The 23,405-nt window shown below is 52.1% G+C and carries 22 protein-coding genes and 1 rRNA gene; 15 read left to right on the top strand and 8 right to left on the bottom strand.

Translation table 11 applies throughout. From position 1 onward, the window contains the following. Positions 1-123 (bottom strand): 16S ribosomal RNA (locus BZG72_RS12770); the annotation flags it as partial. A 700-nt stretch (positions 124-823) separates the two neighbouring features. On the opposite strand from BZG72_RS12770, the gene BZG72_RS12765 reads away from it, so the two are divergent. Further along, positions 824-1,156, top strand: coding sequence for an SMR family transporter (locus tag BZG72_RS12765; RefSeq protein ID WP_046074556.1), 333 nt, complete (start codon positions 824-826; stop codon positions 1,154-1,156). Positions 1,157-1,234: 78 nt separating this feature from the next. Here the strand turns inward: BZG72_RS12765 and groL are convergent, their stop codons facing one another. Both groL and BZG72_RS12755 read right to left on the bottom strand, forming a co-directional pair. Then, positions 1,235-2,884 (bottom strand): chaperonin GroEL, encoded by a 1,650-nt coding sequence (groL, locus tag BZG72_RS12760; protein ID WP_046074555.1) that lies wholly within the window; start codon positions 2,882-2,884, stop codon positions 1,235-1,237. A 43-nt stretch (positions 2,885-2,927) separates the two neighbouring features. Continuing rightward, positions 2,928-3,218 carry a co-chaperone GroES gene (locus BZG72_RS12755; protein WP_046074554.1) on the bottom strand — a complete coding sequence of 97 codons (291 nt, stop codon included), beginning with the start codon at positions 3,216-3,218 and terminating at the stop codon, positions 2,928-2,930. Positions 3,219-3,436: 218 nt separating this feature from the next. Between BZG72_RS12755 and BZG72_RS12750 the strand changes: the two genes are divergently transcribed. Continuing rightward, on the top strand, positions 3,437-4,786 hold the full coding sequence (locus tag BZG72_RS12750; protein ID WP_077666950.1) for an MATE family efflux transporter: 1,350 nt from the start codon (positions 3,437-3,439) through the stop codon (positions 4,784-4,786). Here the strand turns inward: BZG72_RS12750 and BZG72_RS12745 are convergent. Next, entirely contained in the window at positions 4,756-5,244 is a 489-nt protein-coding gene (locus BZG72_RS12745) for a MarR family winged helix-turn-helix transcriptional regulator (RefSeq protein WP_338013103.1), read from the bottom strand. The genes BZG72_RS12750 and BZG72_RS12745 overlap by 31 nt on opposite strands. Before the next feature lie 232 nt (positions 5,245-5,476). Between BZG72_RS12745 and BZG72_RS12740 the strand changes: the two genes are divergently transcribed. Genes BZG72_RS12740 through BZG72_RS12725 form a run of 4 tightly spaced genes read left to right on the top strand, consistent with a single transcriptional unit; the run spans position 5,477 to position 10,266 of the window. After that, the gene (locus BZG72_RS12740; protein WP_077666949.1) at positions 5,477-6,616 is read left to right on the top strand and encodes a homogentisate 1,2-dioxygenase; all 1,140 of its coding nucleotides are present in this window, start codon (positions 5,477-5,479) and stop codon (positions 6,614-6,616) included. A 14-nt stretch (positions 6,617-6,630) separates the two neighbouring features. Then, positions 6,631-7,617, top strand: coding sequence for a fumarylacetoacetate hydrolase family protein (locus BZG72_RS12735; protein ID WP_077666948.1), 987 nt, complete (start codon positions 6,631-6,633; stop codon positions 7,615-7,617). Between the two features lie 60 nt (positions 7,618-7,677). Continuing rightward, a complete protein-coding gene (gene maiA, locus BZG72_RS12730; protein WP_046074549.1) occupies positions 7,678-8,298 on the top strand; it encodes a maleylacetoacetate isomerase in 621 nt (206 codons plus the stop codon). A gap of 9 nt (positions 8,299-8,307) precedes the next feature. Beyond that, entirely contained in the window at positions 8,308-10,266 is a 1,959-nt protein-coding gene (locus BZG72_RS12725; protein ID WP_077666947.1) for an acetoacetate--CoA ligase, read from the top strand. A 70-nt stretch (positions 10,267-10,336) separates the two neighbouring features. Here BZG72_RS12725 and BZG72_RS12720 read toward each other — a convergent pair whose 3' ends face one another. Beyond that, on the bottom strand, positions 10,337-10,855 hold the full coding sequence (locus BZG72_RS12720) for an FxsA family protein (protein WP_077607354.1): 519 nt from the start codon (positions 10,853-10,855) through the stop codon (positions 10,337-10,339). 294 nt (positions 10,856-11,149) lie between these two features. Between BZG72_RS12720 and aspA the strand changes: the two genes are divergently transcribed. Beyond that, positions 11,150-12,613, top strand: coding sequence for an aspartate ammonia-lyase (gene aspA, locus BZG72_RS12715; RefSeq protein ID WP_046074546.1), 1,464 nt, complete (start codon positions 11,150-11,152; stop codon positions 12,611-12,613). A 101-nt stretch (positions 12,614-12,714) separates the two neighbouring features. On the opposite strand, the gene BZG72_RS12710 is transcribed toward aspA, so the two are convergent. Next, positions 12,715-14,025, bottom strand: a complete 1,311-nt coding sequence (locus BZG72_RS12710; protein WP_077666946.1) for an anaerobic C4-dicarboxylate transporter family protein — start codon at positions 14,023-14,025, stop codon at positions 12,715-12,717. A gap of 357 nt (positions 14,026-14,382) precedes the next feature. On the opposite strand from BZG72_RS12710, the gene BZG72_RS12705 reads away from it, so the two are divergent. The 8 genes from BZG72_RS12705 (at position 14,383) to BZG72_RS12670 (ending at position 19,593) form a co-directional block, all read left to right on the top strand. Continuing rightward, the gene (locus BZG72_RS12705; RefSeq protein WP_046074544.1) at positions 14,383-14,652 is read left to right on the top strand and encodes a type B 50S ribosomal protein L31; all 270 of its coding nucleotides are present in this window, start codon (positions 14,383-14,385) and stop codon (positions 14,650-14,652) included. Continuing rightward, complete coding sequence (gene ykgO, locus BZG72_RS12700) at positions 14,649-14,792, top strand: type B 50S ribosomal protein L36 (protein WP_077639285.1); 144 nt, start codon at positions 14,649-14,651, stop codon at positions 14,790-14,792. The genes BZG72_RS12705 and ykgO overlap by 4 nt, the downstream gene beginning before the upstream one ends. 133 nt (positions 14,793-14,925) lie before the next feature. Further along, positions 14,926-15,435 carry a thioredoxin fold domain-containing protein gene (locus BZG72_RS12695; RefSeq protein ID WP_077666945.1) on the top strand — a complete coding sequence of 170 codons (510 nt, stop codon included), beginning with the start codon at positions 14,926-14,928 and terminating at the stop codon, positions 15,433-15,435. A gap of 87 nt (positions 15,436-15,522) precedes the next feature. Further along, entirely contained in the window at positions 15,523-16,155 is a 633-nt protein-coding gene (locus BZG72_RS12690; protein WP_046074542.1) for a response regulator, read from the top strand. A 36-nt stretch (positions 16,156-16,191) separates the two neighbouring features. Continuing rightward, positions 16,192-16,824 carry a MarC family protein gene (locus BZG72_RS12685; RefSeq protein ID WP_077666944.1) on the top strand — a complete coding sequence of 211 codons (633 nt, stop codon included), beginning with the start codon at positions 16,192-16,194 and terminating at the stop codon, positions 16,822-16,824. Between the two features lie 180 nt (positions 16,825-17,004). Continuing rightward, entirely contained in the window at positions 17,005-17,271 is a 267-nt protein-coding gene (locus tag BZG72_RS12680; RefSeq protein ID WP_046074540.1) for a DUF4212 domain-containing protein, read from the top strand. Between the two features lie 12 nt (positions 17,272-17,283). Then, positions 17,284-19,011 carry a sodium:solute symporter family protein gene (locus BZG72_RS12675; RefSeq protein WP_077666943.1) on the top strand — a complete coding sequence of 576 codons (1,728 nt, stop codon included), beginning with the start codon at positions 17,284-17,286 and terminating at the stop codon, positions 19,009-19,011. Positions 19,012-19,080: 69 nt separating this feature from the next. Then, positions 19,081-19,593, top strand: coding sequence for a hypothetical protein (locus BZG72_RS12670; protein ID WP_046074538.1), 513 nt, complete (start codon positions 19,081-19,083; stop codon positions 19,591-19,593). Positions 19,594-19,610: 17 nt separating this feature from the next. On the opposite strand, the gene BZG72_RS12665 is transcribed toward BZG72_RS12670, so the two are convergent. Then, a complete protein-coding gene (locus BZG72_RS12665; protein WP_077579409.1) occupies positions 19,611-19,835 on the bottom strand; it encodes a hypothetical protein in 225 nt (74 codons plus the stop codon). Then, positions 19,832-23,278 (bottom strand): hybrid sensor histidine kinase/response regulator, encoded by a 3,447-nt coding sequence (locus BZG72_RS12660; protein WP_077666942.1) that lies wholly within the window; start codon positions 23,276-23,278, stop codon positions 19,832-19,834. Before BZG72_RS12660 ends, BZG72_RS12665 begins: the two co-directional genes overlap by 4 nt. Positions 23,279-23,405: the final 127 nt, after the last annotated feature.

Here is a 23,405-nt window from a genome sequence, read left to right as displayed (position 1 = left end):
CCCGTCCGCCGCTCGACGTCCAGTAAATCCACCGAAGCTTCAATACTGCCGTTTCCGCTCGACTTGCATGTGTTAGGCCTGCCGCCAGCGTTCAATCTGAGCCATGATCAAACTCTTCAATTTAAGTTTTGGTGTTTGCTTTCCCAAAAGGAAAGACAAACGGCTCGATAAATACTGTTTTGTTCGTCTCTTACGAGACAAACGAATTGACTGTGCCGAACAACTGTAAAAGTTGTCGTTTGGTCACTCAGTTCATCGAATAAATCTTTTTGTCTATTCTCAACGAGTGCCCACACAGATTGCATAGGTCAAATTGTTAAAGAGCGTGTTGACTGAGTGGTTGGCATTTCGTGACTTGCGTCTCGTTGCCCCGTCAACAGGAAGCGCAGTATAGAGAGCAGTATAGAGATCTCAGTTTTTCACTGTAAAAGTTGTCGTTTGGTCACTCAGTTCATCGAATAAATCTTTTTGTCTATTCTCAACGAGTGCCCACACAGATTGCATAGGTCAAATTGTTAAAGAGCGTGTTGACTGAGTGGTTGGCATTTCGTGACTTGCGTCTCGTTGCCCCGTCAACAGGAAGCGCAGTATAGAGATCTCAGTTTTTCCCGCAACCCCTTTTTGCAAAAAAAATGTCACCTGAACAAAAAGCGTACAGAGTAAGACATTTTGCCTACTTTACCTGCTATATTTTGCCGCTCGTGTTCACCTTGGCTTACATGTCCGATCGTGTCTTTCACTCTTCTCTACTCAAAATGAGGCATACATCATAAAAATTGGCTGGTAGCATGGCTCACCTGTTTCTCACTTGGGAGTCATCGATATGAAGCATTGGCTTTTTCTAGGGTTTGCTATTGTGGCAGAGGTGATTGCAACCGCATCACTCAAAAACAGTGACGGCTTTTCTAAGCTCGTTCCTTCGATATTAGTGGTAGTGGGATACAGTTTCTCTTTCTATCTACTCGCCCTCACTTTACGCGCCATTCCTGTAGGCATCGCCTATGCGATATGGGCGGGCGCGGGCGTGACATTGATAGCGCTCATTGGTTGGTTGGTGTTCGACCAGAAGCTCGATACGCCGGCGGTGATTGGGATGACACTGATTGTTGCCGGTGTGGCCGTGATGAACTTATTCTCATCCACTTCAACACACTGACGATTAAAATCGATTCTGGCAGCACACAACGAAAAAACCCAGCCGAAGCTGGGTTTTTCATTTCTGAGGGAAAGGCGATTACATCATGCCGCCCATTCCGCCCATGCCACCCATACCAGCAGCCGCGCCCATATCAGCACCGCCGTCTTTTTGTGGCAGATCGGTAACCATGGCTTCCGTCGTGATCATCAGACCCGCAACAGAGGCAGCGAACTGTAGTGCACTACGTGTCACCTTAGTTGGGTCAAGGATGCCCATCTCAATCATGTCACCGTATTCGCCGGTTGATGCATTGTAGCCAAAGTGGTTGTCGCCAGATTTCACTTTGTTAGCAACCACTGAGTCTTCATCACCCGCGTTAGTCGCGATTTGACGAAGTGGTGATTCCATAGCGCGCAGTGCAACACGGATGCCGACGTTTTGCTCTTCGTTGTCACCTTTCAGCTCGCCAACTTTGCTCGCCGCACGGATTAAGGCAACACCGCCACCGGCAACCACGCCTTCTTCAACCGCCGCACGCGTTGCATGCAGAGCATCTTCAACGCGATCTTTCTTCTCTTTCATTTCGACTTCGGTCGCTGCGCCGACTTTGATCACTGCAACACCGCCAGCCAGTTTCGCGACGCGCTCTTGCAGTTTTTCTTTGTCGTAGTCTGAGGTTGCTTCTTCGATTTGCTGGCGAATCTGCGCAACACGCCCTTCAATCGCCGCTTCCTCACCGACACCGTCAACGATAGTGGTGTTGTCTTTAGTGACAGTGACGCGCTTGGCTTGACCTAGGTCTTCCAGCGTCACTTTCTCTAGATCCATGCCGATTTCTTCAGAAACCACAGTGCCCGCCGTCAAGGTTGCGATATCTTGCAGCATCGCTTTACGACGGTCACCAAAGCCAGGCGCTTTCACGGCAGCGACTTTGACGATGCCACGCATGTTGTTAACCACCAATGTCGCCAGCGCTTCACCTTCAAGATCTTCTGCAATGATCAGCAGAGGACGAGACGCTTTAGAAACCGCTTCAAGGGTTGGTAGCAGCTCGCGGATGTTCGACACTTTTTTGTCGATCAGTAGGATAAATGGGTTATCCAGTTCAACGTTACCGGCTTCTTGGTTATTGATGAAGTAAGGAGATAGGTAACCACGATCGAACTGCATGCCTTCTACGACGCTCAGTTCGTCTTGCAGTGATTGACCTTCTTCCACGGTGATCACGCCGTCACGACCCACTTTTTCCATCGCTTGAGCGATGATCTTACCAACGGTGTGGTCAGAGTTCGCTGAAATCGTGCCCACTTGCTCGATGGCATTATTGCTGGTGCAAGGCGCTGACAGGTTTTTCAGCTCTTCCACCGCGGCCACAACCGCTTTATCGATACCGCGCTTCAGATCCATTGGGTTCATGCCCGCTGCAACCGCTTTCAAGCCTTCATTGACGATAGATTGCGCCAATACAGTTGCAGTTGTCGTACCGTCACCCGCCGCGTCGTTTGACTGAGACGCCACCTCTTTCACCATTTGTGCGCCCATGTTCTGGAACTTGTCTTCCAGTTCAATTTCACGGGCAACAGAGACACCATCTTTGGTGATGGTTGGGGCACCGAATGATTTGTCTAGTACTACGTTACGGCCTTTAGGGCCCAGTGTGACTTTCACGGCATCAGCCAGAACATTCACACCTTCGAGCATTTTCGCACGCGCGTCGTCACTAAATTTAACGTCTTTAGCAGCCATGATTCTATTCCTTTCTTAATTTATTGATTGGAGGTGAAATGAATTATTCAACGATTGCCATGATGTCGCTTTCAGACAAGATCAGAACTTCTTGACCCTCGATTTTTTCCGTCTTGGTGCCAAAGCCTTCAGAGAAGATAACAGTGTCACCCACTTGAACGTCCAATGGCTGCACGTTGCCGTTTTCAAGAATACGGCCTTTGCCTACCGCCAGCACTTTGCCGCGGGTAGACTTTTCTGCAGCAGAACCAGTTAACACGATGCCGCCTGCTGATTTAGACTCAGCTTCTTGGCGCTCAACGATAACGCGATCATGTAGTGGACGAATGTTCATCGGTCGTCTCCTGAATTAGTAATGATGTTCCGTTTGATGAAGTAAGTATGCACACAGGCCGTACATGCGTCCGGTTCCTGATGTAACTCCCTATGTGGGGACGCCCTTTTTCTTTCCCAAGGGTTTTACAGCAATTTTTTTGTTTTTTTAGACTGGCAACTTTCTCCGATTGTGAGGATCCGCTAGGGTAAGCCGTCCCAACCCAGTGATAAGCGATTATGAACGACAAACACGGGCTGCTGTCCGCCCCGATCAACCTCACATTGCGTAAGATGACCGTGCCCATGGTATTTGGGCTGTTCGCGATCATCATGTTTAATGTGGTGGATACCTTCTTTATTTCACTGCTTGGCACGGAAGCACTCGCTGCGGTGAGCTTCACCTTTCCCATCACCTTTGCAGTTAACTCCATCACGCTAGGATTAGGGGTCGGCATTGCCGCCTTGGTCGCGCGATTACTCGGCCAGGGTGATCATCAAGATGCCGCGCGGGTCTCGAGTCATGGTTTGATCTTGGCGGTACTCATGGTGATGGTCGTCGGTTGGTTAGGAGCCGCCACCATCAATCCGGTGTTCTCAGCGTTGGGGGCAAGCGATAGCTTATTGCCATTAATCCACGATTACATGCAGGTGTGGTATCTCACTATTCCATTGCTCGTCGTGCCGATGGCAGGGAACGCGGCTATCCGCGCCACGGGCGATACAAAAACCCCAGCAAAAATCATGATGGTCTCCGGCCTGATTAATGGAGCGCTCGACCCCTTACTGATTTTTGGTTTGGGCCCATTTCCAGAACTGGGAGTGCAAGGGGCGGCCATCGCCAGTGCCGTCAGTTGGGCGGGGGCATTAGTTGCCGCGTTGAGTATACTAATTCGCCGTGAGCGACTGCTGATGGCGCCGCAATGGACCAAGCTAGCGACTGACGTGCGTCAGATCCTCAAAATTGGCATGCCGGCTGGAATGACCAATGCCTTAAACCCAGCCGCAGGCGCCATTTTAATGATGATGCTCGCCTCACAGGGAACAGAAAGCGTTGCCGCCTATGGCGCCGCTCAGCGTATTGAAGCCATTTTATTAATTGTGATGATGGCGATGACGTCATCGCTCACGCCCTTAATGTCGCAAAACTTTGGTGCGCAATACCATCAACGGGCCTTTCAAGCGCTGTTTAGCGCGATGCGATTTGCCATCTTGTTCCAGTTTGCCTTGTACTTGTCGCTGTGGCCTTTTATCGATTTGATTGCGAATTTATTCAGTGACGATGTGCGGGTGCAACAAGAAATTGCCCACTATTTAATGGTGGTCCCGGCAAGTTACGGCTTACAAGGCACCTTGATGTTATTGGTCGGCGGCCTGAATGCGATGAAGCGTTCGCTGCATTCGTTCGCCTGCAACCTCGTCCGTTTGTTTGTCTTTTTAGTACCTTGTGCGTGGCTGGGCGGCATGGTCAACGGCACCCATGGCTTGTTTGCGGGCATCGCGATTGCCAACCTGCTGGCGGGTATTATGGCGTACCTCTATGCTGTGGTGTTGCGCCGTCAAACACTCGCGGCGTCATTGCCCGTCTGAGCCAACTCATGAACGCGGTGCTGCAGAGCGTCTAACGCCTGATAAAGCGCTTGATACTGCGCGGCACTGAGTCCCTCAAGCATGGCTTTTTCCCACTCCAACACCTTGGGAACAATGGTCTGGTAATGGGTGCGGCCTTTGTCGGTCAAATGGACTAACGCGGCGCGTTGATCACCTTGGCACGCGCGTCGCTCTACCAGCTGGTGCTGCTCTAAACGGGTAAGCAAGCGCGACACTTTTACTTTATCCAGCCGCGTTTCTGCGGCTAAATCTTTCGCCATCACGCCATCCCGTGCCCCCAAAGAGGCCAGCACGCGCCATTCTGGACGCGATAATCCAAACTCTGCTTCATAACGTGCCGCAAGACTATCTGCCACCAACTCCGCCGTGTGAACCAGCTTATAAGGCAAAAAGCTATCGAGCGTTAAATGAGGAAGGGTCATATCAATTAGTTTCAAGTGAAATCATATAGCCTACTTTACGAGAGGCTTCGATAAGATGCAAAGGTAGTGCTTTGTTTACACTTAAGGTTTTTAAGCGGCAAAAATACTGAACACACAAGGTAAAATATTTGTTAACACCACGTTGCTTTTTCTCGTCTCTGATCGCTAGTATACACAGATAGATTGTTTCTTTTGAAACTATTTGGCGGTCCCAGTGAGCTCGGCCGCCCAGCACAAGGAGCGAGTTATGCGAAAGTGGTTTTCATTCCCCATTCGTGAAGGAGATGCCTCTCGTCAAGCCCACTGCGACTTTCCCGAGGGAACCTACGAACGCGAGTGTGGCAAGGAAGGCTTTTTTGGCCCGGCCAGTCATATGTATCACCGCCATCCCCCGACGGGCTGGAGCGAGTGGGAAGGGCCATTGCGACCGCATGCTTTTGACACCAACCGAGTTGAAACTCAAGGTACGTCGCCAATGGATGCGCCGGTGCTGTTATCCAATGCCAACGTTCAGGTTCGCTTATGGCGCACCGATACCGCCATGTCTTATCTGGTGCGCAACAGCGATGGCGACGATTGCTTGTTTGTCCATCAGGGCGAAGGCTCACTGTATTGCGATTATGGCCACTTGCGCTACAGCAAAGGCGATTATTTGATCATTCCTCGCGCCACCAGCTGGCGACTGGTGCCGGATGAGGCCACCACCTTGTTGATGATTGAAGCGACACACGGCTCCTACATGAGCGCCGAACGAGGCATTGTCGGCGAACATGCGGTGTTTGACCCCGCGGTGTTAGAACATGCACGCATTGACGATAGCTTTAAAGCCCAGCAATCCGACAGCGAAAGTTGGCAGGTGATGATCAAATCGCGCCAGCAGCTTAACCGTGTCACCTATCCTTACAACCCACTCGATGCGGTGGGCTGGAAAGGTAACCTCACCGTGTTCCGACTCAACTGGCGAGATATCCGCCCATTAATGAGCCATCGTTATCACTTGCCGCCATCGGCGCACACCACCTTTGTCGCGCAAGGTTTTGTGATTTGTACCTTTGTCCCCCGCCCGATCGAGTCCGATCCTGGCGCACTGAAGGTGCCTTTCTACCACAATAACGATGACTATGATGAGGTGCTTTTCTATCACCAAGGTGACTTTTTCAGCCGCGATAACATTGATGCCGGCATGGTGACCTTACACCCTTGTGGCTTCCCACATGGTCCTCACCCAAAAGCCTTTGCCGCGGGCAAAAAGCATCAGAAAAAAGAGACCGATGAAGTGGCGGTGATGATCGATACCCGCATGCCACTTGATATGGGCGACGCGGCGAAAACCACCGAGCTGACCGATTATGTTTACTCTTGGCGCACGCCAAGTGACGCAGAATAGCGAAGGAGAAAGCAATGAAACTGGCTTCACTCAAACACGGACGTGATGGCAAATTGATTTTGGTCTCTCGTGACCTTACTCGCGCCGTCCACGCCGACGATATTGCGCCCACACTACAAGCGGCGCTCGATAACTGGGCGACACTTGCGCCCAAACTGACTCAACGCTACGACGCGCTCAACGACAACCAAGTCAGTGAGTCCTTTGCCTTTGACCCCATTGTCTGCGACTCACCACTGCCCCGCGCCTATCAGTGGGCGGATGGTAGTGCCTACGTTAACCACGTTGAACTGGTGCGCAAAGCACGCGGCGCACAAATGCCTGAGAGTTTTTGGACCGACCCGCTGATGTATCAAGGCATGTCTGATGGCTTTCTCGGTCCACGTGACGAGATTGAATTGGTCGATGATGCATGGGGCTGTGACTTTGAAGCCGAGCTTGCCGTCGTCACCGATGATGTCCCCATGCACCTTAATGCTGACAAAGCGGGCCAACACATTAAACTGCTGATGCTGGTCAACGACGTTTCACTGCGCAACCTGATCCCCGGCGAGCTTGCCAAAGGGTTCGGCTTTTTCCAATCCAAGCCGGCTTCTGCATTTTCACCAGTGGCGGTTACCCCAGATGAGCTGGGCGATCACTGGTGCGATCATAAAGTCCACTTACCGATGCATGTCACCCTCAACGGCGAATGGTTCGGGTCACCCGACGCCGGTGTGGATATGACCTTTGATTTTGCCGAGCTGGTCGCCCATGTGGCGAAAAGCCGCCATGTCAGTGCGGGGACCATTATTGGCTCCGGTACTGTGTCCAACACCGATCGCAGCAAAGGCTCGTGCTGCTTAGCCGAAAAGCGCATGCTGGAAATTATCGACCAAGGTGAGGCAAAAACCCCGTTTATGACCTTTGGCGATAGCGTCACCATCGATATGCGCGACAGCCAAGAGGCATCTATTTTCGGCGCCATTGAGCAAACCGTGACCCGTTACATCCCGGAGTAACCTTGATGCGCGCCTAGAGTCTCTAGGCGCGCTTGACGTTGACGCCGTCTAGGAGCTTGTATGCTGCTTTATGATTACAGTAAGTCGACCGCGGCCTACCGCGTCCGCATCGCCCTTGGCCTTAAAGGCCTCACTTACCAACGAGAAACCGTGTCCCTGCTGGATAAACACCAGCACAGCGACGCCTATCGTTCGCTCAACCCCGCCGGTTTAGTGCCTACCTTGGTCGATGGCGATGTCACCTTGAGCCAATCGCTCGCCATTATCGAATACCTCGACGAGCGCTATCCACAGGTCAAACTGCTCCCCAGTGATCCAGTGCAAAAAGCCCAGTGTCGATCACTGGCGCTCGACATTGCCTGTGATGTGCATCCACTCAATAACTTGCGGGTTCTGCAATACTTAACCGGCCCCTTTGGCCACAGTGATGACGACAAAATCACTTGGTATCACCATTGGCTAAAACAAGGGTTCGATGGTTTGGAAGCCAAATTACAAGGATTAGACAGCCCCTTTATTGGCGGCGAAGCGCCCAATTTGGCCGATATTTGTTTGGTCGCGCAGCTGTTTAATGCACGCCGATTTGCGTTTGATTTAACGGCCTACCCAACCCTGACGCGCATTGAATCACAATGCCAAGCGCTGGATGCATTTATACAGGCACACCCTGATAAGAGCTAAGGAGAGGACATGAAAGACGGATTGTTGTGGGCGCCGGATAAGGAACGTCAAACCCACACCTTACTCGCCGCGTTTATCCGTGCCGTGAATCAAGATCACGACACCCAGCTGAGTGGCTATGACGATCTTTATGCATGGTCAGTACGCCAAAGCGGCGATTTTTGGCAACAGTTATGGCAATTTGCTGGCGTGATCGGCGATCCGGGCGAGAGAGTGTGCGATATCGACCCCGAGCACCCTAATCGGGATAGCCAGTGGTTTCCCACCGCACGTCTGAACTATGCCGAAAACCTGCTCAAGCACGCAGAGCAATATGCCGACCAACCGGCGATGATTTTTAGCGGTGAGCATGAGGTAGCACGCACCCTCACTTGGCGTGAGCTCGTCGATCAGGTGGCGGCCATCCGTCACTACCTAGATACGCAAGGCGTTCAACCAGGCGATGTGGTTGCCGGCTATTTACCCAACCTACCGGAAACCGTGATTGCGATGCTTGCCACCGCGGCACTAGGCGCGATTTGGACCTCAACTTCACCGGACTTTGGCGTCGACAGTGTGTTAGACCGTTTTGGCCAAACCGAGCCCAAAGTGCTGTTTACCACCGATCACTACCACTACAACGGCAAAACTTATGACTGCCTGAATAAAGCGCAGCAGGTGGTGGATAACGTACCGGCCATTGAGCGCCTAGTGGTGATCCCTTTTGATGGTGATCGACCTTCTTTACCTGCTGGCGTGGATAATTGGCAAGATTTATTGACTAACGACGCGCCGCCGCTTCGCTTTACCCGCGTGGCGTTCAATGCCCCACTCTTTGTGCTGTACTCTTCCGGCACCACGGGTAAGCCCAAGTGCATTATTCATTCGGTGGGGGGGATATTGCTCAATCATTTGAAAGAGCATCAGCTCCATTCGGATGTACGCCCCGGCGATCGCTTTTTCTATTTCACCACCTGCGGCTGGATGATGTGGAATTGGCAAGTCAGCGCTTTAGCAAGTGGCGCGACCTTGGTGCTTTATGATGGCTCGCCGTTTTATCCGGATGCGGGAGTACTTTGGCGACTGGCCGAGCGGCACCAGCTCACCCTTTTTGGCACGGCGGCGAAATACTTAGAGGCATTGGAAAAACAAGGGGTGGCGCCAAAAGATGATTACTCGCTGGCGTCGCTACGCGTCCTATGTTCGACCGGCTCGGTACTTGCGCCCGAGCAGTTTGATTATGTCTATCAAAAGATAAAGTCCGATCTGCAGTTAAGCTCGATTGCGGGCGGCACCGACATTTGTGGCTGTTTTGTTCTTGGCAGCCCACTGTCACCGGTTTATCGCGGCGAAAGCCAAAAGCGAGGCTTGGCGCTCGATGTACAAGTGTTTAACGCCCAAGGCCAAGCGGTTGAAGAGCAGAAAGGGGAGCTGGTGTGTTGTAATAGCTTCCCCAACCAGCCGGTTGGCTTTTGGCACGATACCGATGGCAGCCGCTACCACAATGCCTATTGGAACAAGATTGATGATATCTGGTTTCATGGTGACTATGTACGCCTGACTGCACAAGGTGGTATGGTGTTCTATGGCCGGTCTGATGCGGTATTAAATCCAGGCGGGGTACGAATTGGTACGGCGGAAATCTATCGCCATGTGAATCAGCTTAGCGAGATCATGGATTCGGTGGTCATTGGTCAGCAATGGCAAAATGATGTCCGCGTGGTGCTGTTCGTCAAACTCGCCGCCGGAGTCACACTGGATGAGTCACTCAAGCAAACCATCAAAAAAACCATCCTCACCCAGTGCACGCCGCGTCACGTTCCCGCCGTAATTGCCGAGGTGAGCGATATTCCACGCACCAAGTCAGGGAAACTGGCCGAGTTGGCAGTGCGCGATGTGGTCCATGGCCAAGACGTGGCGCAGTTAAGTGCGCTGGATAACCCAGCATCACTCGACCAATACCGTCAGCGCCCCGAGCTCACCGAGTAAGCGGGACGCCATGATCGAAAAAGGCCGCATCCTCATGCGGCCTTTTGGCTGGGTTTAACCCCGACATGGCTTAGCGCAGGCGATGGTCATCATCGTCGTCATCTTTGCGCTCATATTCCCCCTCAAAGGTATTGCCATCCTCACCACGGCCTCCGCGACGGAACGGATCCTCCCCAAAAGGACCTTGCGTATTGCCCCCTTGATGGAAGTTACCTTGGCTAAAGCTCGCTTGAGACACAGTGACGCGCTTCATCACTTGTTTGGCGAGCGCGGCTCGCGGCCCAGGCAAAAGCACCAACATCCCCATCGCATCGGTCATGAAACCTGGCGTTAACAGCAGCACACCGGCGACGGCCAGCATCACGCCTTCAAGGATTTGCTGGGCGGGTAACTCACCGCGGTTGAGCCTATCTTGCACCGAAGCCAGAGTCATCAGTCCTTGACTCCGTACCAAAGAGGCGCCGACGAATGCGGTGATCAAAACCAGCGCCAGTGTTGGCCACAATCCCAACCAACCACCAACCTGAATGAACAGGCCGATTTCAATCACTGGGACCAGAATAAATAGCAGCAATAAGATTGGAAACACGATTCACCTCGCGCTGGAAATGGACTGTTCATCCTAACATCAAAATCCGCCAAAAGCCGAACAACGAAACCGAATTTAGCCCTTGAATCAAAGTGCAAGAAAGCGCATTTTGTCTGTGCGCCATGCTACAGCTGTGACCGGGGTCAGCCCTTTTCACCGCATTATATGCTGTAATGGCGGCTGAAAGGATGTAACAGATAATACATCCAGCCAAAATCTCTGAGGAATGGATTCTACAGCAAAATTTGTGGCGACGTTTTAATCATTATAATAACTTGATGTTAAGGCCAACGCATGTCTCAGACGATTATAACACCCAATGAAACCTCAACCCTAACCACAGCAACCCGTTTAGAAGAAGATTTACTCGGCCAACGCGCGGTACCTGCCGATGCCTACTACGGCATCCATACGCTGCGGGCGATCGAAAACTTTACTATTTCCGGCACCCGGATTTCTGATATCCCCGATTTCGTACGCGGCATGGTTTACACCAAAAAAGCCGCCGCGATGGCAAACCAAGAGCTCGGCGTGATCCCCGCAGATGTCGGCGATTACATCATCAAAGCCTGCGACCAAATCCTACAAACAGGCAAATGCATGGATCAATTCCCCTCGGACGTCTTTCAAGGCGGCGCTGGGACGTCAGTCAACATGAATGCCAATGAGGTGATTGCCAACCTTGCGCTTGAGCTGATGGGGCACGAAAAAGGTGACTATGATGTGATTAATCCCAACGATCACGTCAATAAGAGCCAATCGACCAATTGTGCCTACCCCACCGGTTTTCGTATTGCCGTTTACAACAGCATTCTAAAATTAATGGATGCGATTGATTATCTGCAAAAAGAATTCGACGCCAAGGCCGAAGCCTATGCACACGTGATCAAAATGGGCCGCACCCAGCTGCAGGATGCGGTGCCGATGACGGTCGGGCAAGAGTTCAAAGCCTTCTCAGTGCTACTGCGTGAAGAGATTAAAAACATCAAATACACCGCAGCGTTACTGTTAGAGGTCAACCTCGGCGCGACCGCGATTGGTACTAAGTTGAATGCCGCCGAAGGCTATCAACAACTGGCGGTAAAACGCCTAGCTGAAATCACGGGCTTACCCTGTATCCCGGCCGAAGATTTGATTGAAGCCACGTCAGACTGTGGATCCTATGTGATGGTGCATGGTGCGCTAAAACGCCTGGCAGTGAAACTATCGAAGATTTGTAACGACCTCCGTCTACTTTCCTCGGGCCCACGTGCGGGGCTCAATGAAATTAACCTACCCGAAATGCAGGCCGGTTCATCCATCATGCCCGCTAAGGTTAACCCGGTGATCCCAGAAGTGGTTAACCAGGTTTGCTACCGGGTAATGGGGAATGACACCACCATCACCTTTGCCGCCGAAGCCGGTCAGCTCCAGCTTAACGTGATGGAGCCCGTCATTGGGCAGGCGCTGTTTGAGTCTATCTCGATTTTAGCCAATGGTTGCCGCAATCTCGGTGAAAAATGTGTGAGCGGGATTACCGTTAACCAAGCGGTGTGCGAGCACTATGTGCATAACTCGATTGGCATCATCACTTATCTTAACCCCTTTATCGGCCACCACGAGGGCGATATTGTCGGTAAGATTTGTGCTGAAACAGGTAAGAGCGTTAAAGAAGTGGTGCTCGAACGCGGTTTAATGACCGAGGGGGAGCTGGACGAGATCTTCTCGGTTGAAAACCTGATGCATCCTAAGTATCGCGGTAAACGTTTTAACGCGTAGTGGGTCAGTCATCGTAGTGGGTCACTCACAACAGACACCGACGACCGATAGAGACAACAAAGGGCGCTGACAGCGCCCTTCTTTTATACCGTAAACCGCCGTTACAGCACCTGCGTAATCAGCAAGCCACAAGCGATACTGAACACCATACTCAGCAAGCCTGGTGCCATAAAGCTGTGATTAAAAATGTACTTACCAATCCGCGTGGTGCCGGTTCGGTCAAAGTCGATGGAGGCAATGATAGGCCCGTAGTTAGGAATAAAGAAATAGCCGTTGACGGCCACAAAGGTCGCAATGATCATCGAGGGTGGCAGCCCCAAGGTAATCGCCACCGGCACCAATACCGCTGTCGTCGCACCTTGACTGTTCACCATCACTGACAAGGCGAACAGCGCAAACGCAAATGTCCATGGCGCCATTTCTACCAAGCCAGACACCGCCTCTTTCACCATCTCACCATGGCCACCAATCAAGGTATCACCTAGCCACGCAATACCAAAGATAGCGACAATGGCGCGCATCCCAGCATGGAATACCGAGCCTTGGCTAATCGCATTACCGTCCGGCTTACAGGTCAAAATGATCAATGCACCCACTGACAGCATCACGATTTCAATGGTATGCGCCATCCCCATTGGCTCGCCATCAAAGGCCGGGCGCAGGGTTGGGAATGCCCCCATTATGACCACGGCTAAGGCACCAAATAAGAACAAGCCAACCGATTTCTTCGCCTCCGGCGTGACTTCGATATCTTCCACCGCCAAATCCGCTTCCATTTCTCGACGAAAGTCAGGGTCTTGCAGGCGACGTTGATATTCAGGATCGTCTTTAAGCTCTTTACCTAGCTTATTAACAATCACACACGCCAAAGCAAGGCCGATAAAGGTGCTAGGAATGGTGACCGACAGTACATCAGTGAGCGTAATCCCTTTGTGCTCCAAAAAGGCCACACATGCAACCACCGCTGCCGCGATGGGGCTGGCTACAATCGCAAATTGCGAGGCAATGACCGCCATACCCAAAGGGCGAGCCGGACGAATGCCGCTTTTGCGACTGACTTCAGCAATCACCGGCAATACCGAATAGGCAACGTGTCCGGTTCCCGCCATCATGGTGAAGACATAAGTCACTAAAGGGGCAACAAAGGTAATGTGACGTGGGTTTTTACGTAATATATTGGTGGCAATTTTAATTAAAAAATCCAAGCCACCTGCAGCTTGCATGGTTGCTGCAGCGGCGACCACCGCCATGATCATCAGCAACACGTCGATAGGTGGATGCGTGGGTTGCAAACCGAAACCAAAACTGAGTACCGCGAGCCCGACCCCGCCCATCACACCTAAACCAATGCCGCCGATACGGGCACCGATTAAGATGCAGCTGAGTACCACTAATAACTCAACCAAGAACATAACTTTCTCCTACTTTGGATAGACGTCCCCACACGCCCGTTCACATGCATTCATTGTCTTATGGCACGCACATGGCGTATTAGGGCGTAGATACGATATGACGATTCCTCCGTCTGCTTACCACCACCGATAAGCACCATCCTTGGTGGGAGATGTGAGCAACCGCGCTCAGCACCATGGCCAAATCCTAACCAGATACAGTCACGCGCATGTTGATTCAGGTAAGAAAAAGTAACACTTTTCGCGAACTGACAACAAAAAGTTCAGAAATTGAGATCTTTCACCTAGACACTGATGGACTTTTCATCCTCCTTAGTAAGTGTTATGTTATATCATAACAAACAATAGGGAGTCGTTATGAAAGCCAATATCCACCCCGAATATCGTTCTGTCGTTTTTCATGACACCAGCGTTGACGCCTATTTTATTGTCGGCTCAACCTTACAAACATCACGTACCATCGAGTGGCAAGATGGCAAAACCTATCCTTACTATCCACTGGATATCTCGAGCGCCTCACACCCGGTGTATACCGGAAAGCAACGAGCGACGAACAAAGAAGGCCGAGTTGCCCACTTTGCGCGTAAGTTTGGCCAAGTCGGTCGCCGCAAAAAGGAACAGGCATGAAAGTCGTCAATTCACTAAAAAGTGCCCGTCAACGCCATCCTGACTGTCAAGTCGTTCGGCGTCGCGGACGCATGTTCGTCATTTGCAAAACCAATCCACGTTTTAAGGCGGTGCAAGGCCGCGCAAAAAAACGCGTCTAAGCGTCGGCGACGCACTGCCACTGATGTGGCAGTGCCTCACGATGTGAGCACATCTTGAGGTCATCATTTCCTTTTTCGAGGCGAATCATGGTATGTGTGTATACTCATCCTATTTGCCGCAAAAGGAACAAGTATGAAACCGGGTCGTCGCTTCACGCTGGCTGCTGGATTATTGATTGCTGCACTGGGTGCCAGTGCGCTTTATATTGCGCGAACCCACCAAGCGACAGTGCCACCGACAACCCCTGCTACCGCACCGCCATTTATCACCGTCAACTCGCAAGAAGCACTTGATGCAGAGCTCGCCAGCGCCGCGGCTAATCAACAAGTCGCCTTGGTTGATTACTACGCCGATTGGTGCATTCCGTGTAAACAATTCGCCCAAAAAACCTTCACGGATCCGGCTGTGGCTCAGCAGCTCAGCCGCATGCACCGCATTAAAGTGGATCTGAGTGAAAATCGTCCTAATGATTTTGCGTTAATGCGCACCCAAGACGTGGCCGGGCTACCCACACTCGACTTTTGGTTACCCAATGGAGAGCGTCATGCGACAGCCCGCATTACCGGCTTTTTAGCACCTCAAGCTTTCATGACTCACCTACGCCAGCATGGATTGAAACATGAAGTAAAAAGCGAGCAATGATCAATCTCTTAGTTCTCTTGTTACAAAATTGATAAACCCCATATCTGGTGGTAGCTTTATTGAAAACAAAGGGAAGATAGCCGCATTATGGAAGCGCAACACACCATCGTTATCGCTGATGATCATCCACTGTTTCGGAACGCCCTCTTTCAATCCGTGCATATGGCGATAAGCGGAGCCAACCTGCTAGAGGCAGACAGCTTAGACAGTTTAAATCAGATCTTAGCGCGAGATGCTGAGGTCGACTTGGTGCTGCTCGACCTAAAAATGCCTGGCGCGAATGGCATGTCAGGGCTGATTGCGCTGCGTCACCAATATCCCACCCTACCGATTGTGGTGATCTCTGCCAGTGAAGAGCCGAGTGTGATCCGTCAGGTACGCGCTCATGGTGCCTTTGGCTTTATTCCTAAATCCAGCGATATGCGTGCGTTGGTACAGTCGTTAACCCAAGTGCTCGACGGCACGCCCTGCTTTCCAGATAATCTCGGCGAAGACGATGAGAGCGAAAGCTTATCTGACAAACTCGCCACACTCACCCCACAGCAGTACAAAGTATTGCGAATGCTTTGCGATGGCTTGCTGAATAAGCAGATCGCTTATGACTTAGCGGTATCCGAAGCGACCATTAAAGCCCACATGACGGCTATATTTCGCAAACTGGGCGTGAAAAACCGCACTCAGGCGGTGATTTTATTGCAGCAATCTAATATCGAACTTTGATACGCTAGCGCTCTAGACACCGACTTTGGAGCGCCTATGTTAAGTATTCTTGCTACGCAATTCGTGATTTTATGGGCCGTGATCGACCCTGTCGGTAGCGTGCCCATCTATCTGTCGCAAACCAGCCACATGTCCGCCAAACAAAAGCGCCGCGTCGCGGTGAAAGCCTTGGCAATTGCCTTTGCCATTTTGCTGTTCTTTTTAATTGTCGGTCAGATTTTGCTTGAAGCCATGCAAATCCCGTTACCCGCATTCCAAGCGGCCGGTGGCTTGGTGTTGCTATTGTTTTCCCTCACCATGATTTTCGGTGAAGGAAAACCCGGCCAAGAAGCCAAAATGCTGAGTGAAGACGTTGATAAAGCAGAAATTGCCGCCACCGCGGTTTATCCACTCGCCGTCCCTTCTATTGCCTCCCCCGGTGCCATGATGGCGGTAGTCATGCTCACAGATAACAATCGGTATGCCATTGCGGAACAAGCGGTGACCGCTGGGGTGATGTTTGTTGTTTTGGTCGCGACCTTGGTCTTACTCCTCGGCGCCAATGTGATTCACAAAGTGATTGGGAATGTGGGGGCGTCGATTATCAGCCGCGTCATGGGGCTGATCCTTGCCTCGGTCGCCGTTGCGAATTTACTCGAAGGCATCCAAAAGTTTTATCACCTCAGTTAGACCTTTGGCGAAAGACTTGGCTGGCTCAACCCGAGTCAGCCGTACCTAGCTCACAAAAACCCTGCTTTTTCCGCTCATTATCGCTGACTGCGCTCGACTAAAGTTGCAATGTCGCTTCGTCCATCCCCTGCTATCGTCTTCAAGTAACATTCCATTAACGTGCTAAACAAGGAGAAGGCGATGGCGTTTCAAAGCAAGGAACACGCGAAAGCCTACTGGGACAGAAACGTCAAACTGATGATCAGTCTGCTGATTGTCTGGTTTGTTGTCTCATTCGGCTGTGGGATCTTATTCGTGGATGCCCTCAATACTATTCAAATTGGTGGCTACAAACTTGGGTTCTGGTTTGCTCAGCAGGGATCGATTTATACCTTCCTCGGCATCATATTTGTGTATGCCAAACAAATGCGCAAACTCGATCGCGAGTTCGGCGTGGACGACGAGTAAGAGGACTAACACATGGATTTAAGAACCATTACTTATATTGTTGTCGGGTTCACGTTCGCCCTCTATATTGGGATTGCGATCTGGGCACGCGCAGGCTCCACCAAAGAGTTCTATGTCGCCGGTGGCGGGGTGAACCCAGTGGCGAACGGGATGGCGACCGCTGCCGACTGGATGTCAGCTGCCTCGTTCATTTCTATGGCCGGCTTAATCGCGTTTATGGGCTATGGGGGCTCGGTCTTTTTGATGGGCTGGACGGGCGGCTTCGTCCTCCTCGCACTGTTGCTCGCCCCTTACCTACGTAAGTTTGGCAAGTTTACCGTGCCAGAGTTTGTCGGTGAACGCTTCTATTCAAAAACCGCGCGCATTGTTGCCGTCGTTTGTTTGATCATCGCCTCCGTCACCTATGTTATCGGCCAGATGAAAGGGGTGGGCGTCGCCTTTGGCCGCTTCTTAGAAGTCGACTATTCCACCGGGCTATTAATCGGGATGGTCATTGTCTTTATGTATTCCGTGATGGGCGGGATGAAAGGCATTACCTACACCCAAATTGCTCAGTATTGCGTGCTCATTTTAGCTTACACTATTCCCGCAATCTTCATCTCCCTCAAACTGACGGGTAACCCATTACCACAGCTTGGTTTAGGTAGCACCATGGCGGGGACGGATCAGTACTTGCTCGACCGACTCGATCAGGTGGTGACCGAACTCGGCTTTGTCGAATACACCACCGCCGTGCGGGGTAGTACACTCAACATGTTTGCCTACACCATGTCACTGATGATAGGTACGGCCGGTTTACCCCACGTTATTATTCGCTTTTTCACCGTCCCTAAGGTGCGTGATGCACGGACATCTGCCGGTTGGGCGCTGTTCTTTATCGCGATTTTGTATACCTCAGCACCTGCGGTGGCGGCAATGGCGCGCTTGAACTTAATGGACACGGTGAATCTACCGAACGGTGACAACCTCGCCTATGACCATCGTCCAGACTGGTTTAAGAACTGGGAAACCACCGGGCTGCTAGGCTTTGAAGACAAAAACGGTGATCAGAAAATTCAATACACCTCGAATTCAGAAACCAATGAGCTACGTGTTGACCGCGACATCATGGTGCTGGCCAACCCAGAGATTGCCAAGCTACCTAACTGGGTGATTGCCCTGGTCGCCGCCGGTGGCTTAGCCGCGGCACTGTCGACTGCCGCCGGGTTGTTGCTTGCGATATCGTCAGCCATATCCCACGACTTAATTAAAGGGGTCGTCAATCCAAATATCAGCGAAAAAGGCGAGCTACTGGCAAGCCGGATATCTATGGCATTAGCCATTGCTGGGGCCGGCTACTTAGGGCTCAACCCACCAGGCTTTGCGGCCGGGACGGTGGCACTGGCGTTCGGCTTAGCCGCGTCATCGATTTTCCCGGTACTCATGATGGGGATCTTTACCAAGACCATTAACAAAGAAGGGGCGATTGCCGGTATGGTCGCGGGGATCAGCGTTACCCTGTTCTACGTATTCCAACACAAGGGGATTTTGTTTATCTCTGACTGGACATACTTAGAAAGCCTCGGTAGCAACTGGATACTGGGTATCGAGCCCAATGCCTTTGGCGCAGTAGGGGCCGTGTGCAACTTTGCCGTGGCGATCATTGTCTCGCGCATGACCAAAGAAACACCGCAAGAGGTGCAAGATTTGGTCGAGCACGTTCGTATGCCGTCTGGAGCCGGTGATGCGCAATCACACTAATCCCGTGTTAACCTATCAAGCCCCTGCGGGGGCTTTTATACTGTTGGTTACGACCAGCCAAGGAGAGGCATGATGTCAACGGTCACGCGTTTACTCACCAATAAACATGTGGTTATTGCGATGCTGGTTGCGCCAGTGTTAGCGGTGATCGCCTATTTTGCCGTCGATGCCAGTGTGTCTGAGACGCCCAAAGCCGCTCAGCCAGGGCAAAGCTATCCGCTGGCGGTCCGTTCTAATTGCCGTTATACCAGCGGGTTTTGTCAGCTCGAAAATGGCGATATGAAACTCAAACTGGAATCGCAAGGCGTCGAAAACAACCGGCTAACGCTGCGGTTGGTCAGCGAGCTGCCCCTGGAAGGCGCACAAATCGGCCTGACAAACATCGCACCGCAAACCATGCAAATCCGCGATGAACAAGGCATGACCTGGACGGTCTCTCTGCCAGCACCACGCAGCGAAGAGACGCAAATCCGCCTGGCCGTGAGTATGAAAGGGAGCCACTATTATGCCGAAACGCCAGTGACCTTTATCGAACATAAAACGTTTTATACCGAGCACCAACAGGCGCAGGATGCGTCATAATGTGAGACGGTTGCCATTCACGCGTCAATTGACATCAACGATGTTCGGATCGCCGCTACGATGGTGGCGATTTTGTTTTCATACGCTTGCTCTGTCAGCCAATGACTCACATCCGCCCACCCATCACCGTCTAGGTGTGCCAATTCATCAACCTCGATATGCCCATCAACAGGGTTAAAGTGCCCTGCCACCTTAACAATACCCACATCTGTTTCTAGGCGCGGTAGGGTAAAAGGGGTCATCGTTTTCCTCGCTGTTGTAATAATGCACGCAACTTAAGCGGCTTTACCGGTTTAGAGAGATACATAAAGCCTAGTCCAGTCACGGTCTGTTGTGTCTCGGCGCTGCGGTCAGCACTGATGATCACCCCTTGAAAGCAGCACCCTACTTTTAGTTGGCATTGTTGTAGCACTTGCAACCCCGTTTGCTGGTTCGTTAAGTGATAGTCACTCAGGACAAACTCAGGCTGCCATTGCTCGCCGATCGTCTTGATCGCACCACTCACGTCAGGGGCGCAGCGAACGTCGCATCCCCACCGTGATAAAAGCTGCGCCATCCCATCCAAGATGTCTTGCTCATTGTCCACACATAAGACACGGCAACCTTCGAGCTCTCGCGCCGATGAGGTGGCAGGCGCCACAGGACTTGGCTCGACCTTTTCCGCTTGGCTCGCATTCACTGTGATTGAGAACACCGTGCCCCGACCCGGCCAGGACTGCAATGCCAGAGGCTGAGAGAGGATTTGGCTAATGCCCTTCGCGATCGCCAACCCTAAGCCCAGCCCTTGCTCGGCCCCTTCGCGGTCAATGCGGGTGAACTCTTGAAAGATATCTTGCTGACGATCGACAGGGATCCCGTCGCCATCGTCCCACACCTCAATGCGGTAGTCGCGCCCTGCCCGTCGCACACCTAACAACACTCGGCCCTCAGGGTTGTAGCGAAAGGCATTGGTCAAAAAGTTTTGCAGCACCCGGCGCAGCAAGTTCTTATCAGACTGAACAAACACCTGGCTGGTCACAACGCGAAAGTCCAACCCCTGGCGGCGAGCCAGTACGCCAAACTCCGCCTCTAGCGCATGAAACACCTCGCTTAATGCAAAGGTCTCGATACGTGCTTTCATTTTGCCCGACTCCAGGCGTGAGATATCGAGCAAATCACCAATCAACACTTCCGCACTTTCTAGTGCGCTTTCTATGTGCTGAGCAACGGCTTCAGTATCTCGGTTTGCCGCCATCTCACTGAGTGACGAAGCAAACAAACGTGCAGCATTAAGTGGCTGCATCAAATCGTGACTGACCGCGGCCAAAAAGCGACTCTTCGACTGTGAGGCGGATTCAGCCTTGCGGGTCGCATCAATCAATCGGCTATTTAGCCGCTCTAATTCACGCGTTCGCTCAGTCACCCGCGCTTCAAGGGTTTCATTAGACTGCTTGAGCGCCGCTTCCGCATCCCGAAACGCGGTGATATCGGTAAATGTCATGACAAAACCACCGCCCGGCATCGGGTTGCCCTGCAGCTCAATCACTCGTCCGTCTGGATGCACTCGCGAAGAAGTATGCGGTTTTCGTCGTGTTAAGTGCAGCACTCGCTTGCTGACATGCTCTTCCGGATCACCCGGCCCACAAAGTCCGCGCTGAGCATTGAATCGGATTAAGTCCGCGACCGGTCGCCCGACCTGGATAAGCCCAGGTGGAAATTGAAACATATCAATGTAGCGCTGATTCCATGCCACCAGCCGCAGTTGCTTGTCCACCACAGAGATCCCTTGGTTGATATGCTCGATAGCCCCTTGCAGTAATCCCCGCGAGAAATCAAACAGCTCAGAGGCCTCATCAACAATGGTGGCAATTTCTTCCAACTGCATATTGCGCCCCTGAAGGGCCGATGAAAGGACTAAGCGTGCCGACGACGAACCAAACACGCCTGCCAACACCCGCTCGGTATGACGGATCAGCGGTGCGCTGGCCTGTTGTTGGGGCATCAGCTCTTCACCACGCTGCTCTGCAAATTGGCTAAACGCCTGGCGCATGCGCCGGCGACCCACGAAGCGAGCCGCGAGCATCTCCAGCTCCGCCACTGTCACCCGGCTTTGATACAAGCGCGCATCATCGTTTTCCGGCAGTGGCATGCCAACAAACGCGGCGGCCTGTAAACGCTCACTCAGTGATGGTCGCGTGAGTAAAGAAACCACCACAAAGCCAAGAGCATTCATTAACACACTGAAGGCCAGTCCCCAATCCACGGTATTGAGGTGAGTAAACGGTGAAAAATCGGGAGGGGTGATAAGCCAAATCAATAGGTTAGATTGGCCATCTCCTGCCAGCATGCCGGTTTGGGTCATCATGGTCACCAACCACAGTGAAAACCCCACGAGTAAGCCAGCATATACGCCTTTTTTGTTGCCTTGACGCCAGTACAAGGCGCCAATCATCGCAGGGGCAAACTGAGCAATGGCCGCAAAGGAGAGAAAGCCAATTTCCGATAAAGTGGGCACAGTGAGGATCAGATGATAGAAGCCCCACGCGGCAATTAAGATCAAAAAGATCAGCGCACGACGAACGTTAAGTAACAGCCCAGAGAACTGCGCAAAGTTACGGGATTTCAGCTTCATTCGCCGCAACAACAGTGGCATCACCAGATCGTTCGATACCATGATCGCCAACGCAATGGTTGAAACAATCACCATCCCGCTGGCAGCCGATGCCCCCCCCATAAAAGCCAGTAGCGCCATCCCCTCAGCCCCTACCGATAGCGGAAGCCGAATCACATACGTATCAGCTGGTGCTCCAGGTAACAACGCTTGCCCCGCATAGGCGAGCGGTAGCACAAAAATCAGCATCAGTAACAAATAGGTCGGGAAGACTTTACGCGCCGTATTCAGATCACTCGCGCGCGTGTTTTCCACTACCATGGTGTGAAACTGGCGCGGCAAGCAAATGATTGCCGCCCCTGTGAGCAAGGTGTGAATGATTAAGCTGCCCACATCCGGGCGACCAATCACGCCAGAGTCCTCAAGACTCACGGGCAAGCTGGGCGCTTGGAATAGCAGCCATACCACAAAAATACCCACCCCGAGAAACGCGACCAGCTTGACGATCGACTCGAAAGCGACCGCCATCATCATCCCTCGGTGGTGCTCCGTACTGTCAATATGACGCGTACCAAATAACACGGTAAATGCGGCCAAGGAGATACACACGAGCCAGGCGATTTGGGGCTGTGCCAAGCCAATGCTTTGCCCCAGCTCTGGCGACAGAACATCGAGCCCCATGGCAATACCGCGCAGTTGCAACGCGATATAGGGCAGCACACCGACTACGGCAATCAAGGTCACCATCACCGCTAAGCCCTGCGATTTGCCATATCGCGCCGCAATAAAGTCGGCAATGGAGGTAATGTGCTCGCGCTTGGCGATCAAGATCATTCGGGCAAGAAAACGCCACCCAAGGGTAAACACCAAGATAGGGGCAAGATAAATCGGTAGGAATGACCATGGTGAGCTGGACGCTTGGCCAACCGTGCCAAAAAAGGTCCAAGAGGTGCAATACACCGCGATAGAAAGGCTATAAATCCACGGGCGCCATGAGCGTAACCAGCGCGGTTGACGATCACCATACCAAGCAATCGCGAACAGTGCGCCCATATAAAGCAGTGAAACAGAGACAATTACCCAGCCTTGTGTCATGGCTCCCTTCCTGACGCAATCCTTTGCCGAACCCTTGAGCTGGGTGTAACACGGTATCGGCGCCCACTCAATCGTCTCGTATTCGCTTTGTGGGCACCTTAGCTAACTTTACTGCAAGCCTAATCGT

Source organism: Salinivibrio sp. PR6, assembly GCF_001995955.1.
GTDB classification, from domain to species: domain Bacteria; phylum Pseudomonadota; class Gammaproteobacteria; order Enterobacterales; family Vibrionaceae; genus Salinivibrio; species Salinivibrio siamensis.
This window is presented reverse-complemented; position numbering and strand designations above follow the sequence as displayed.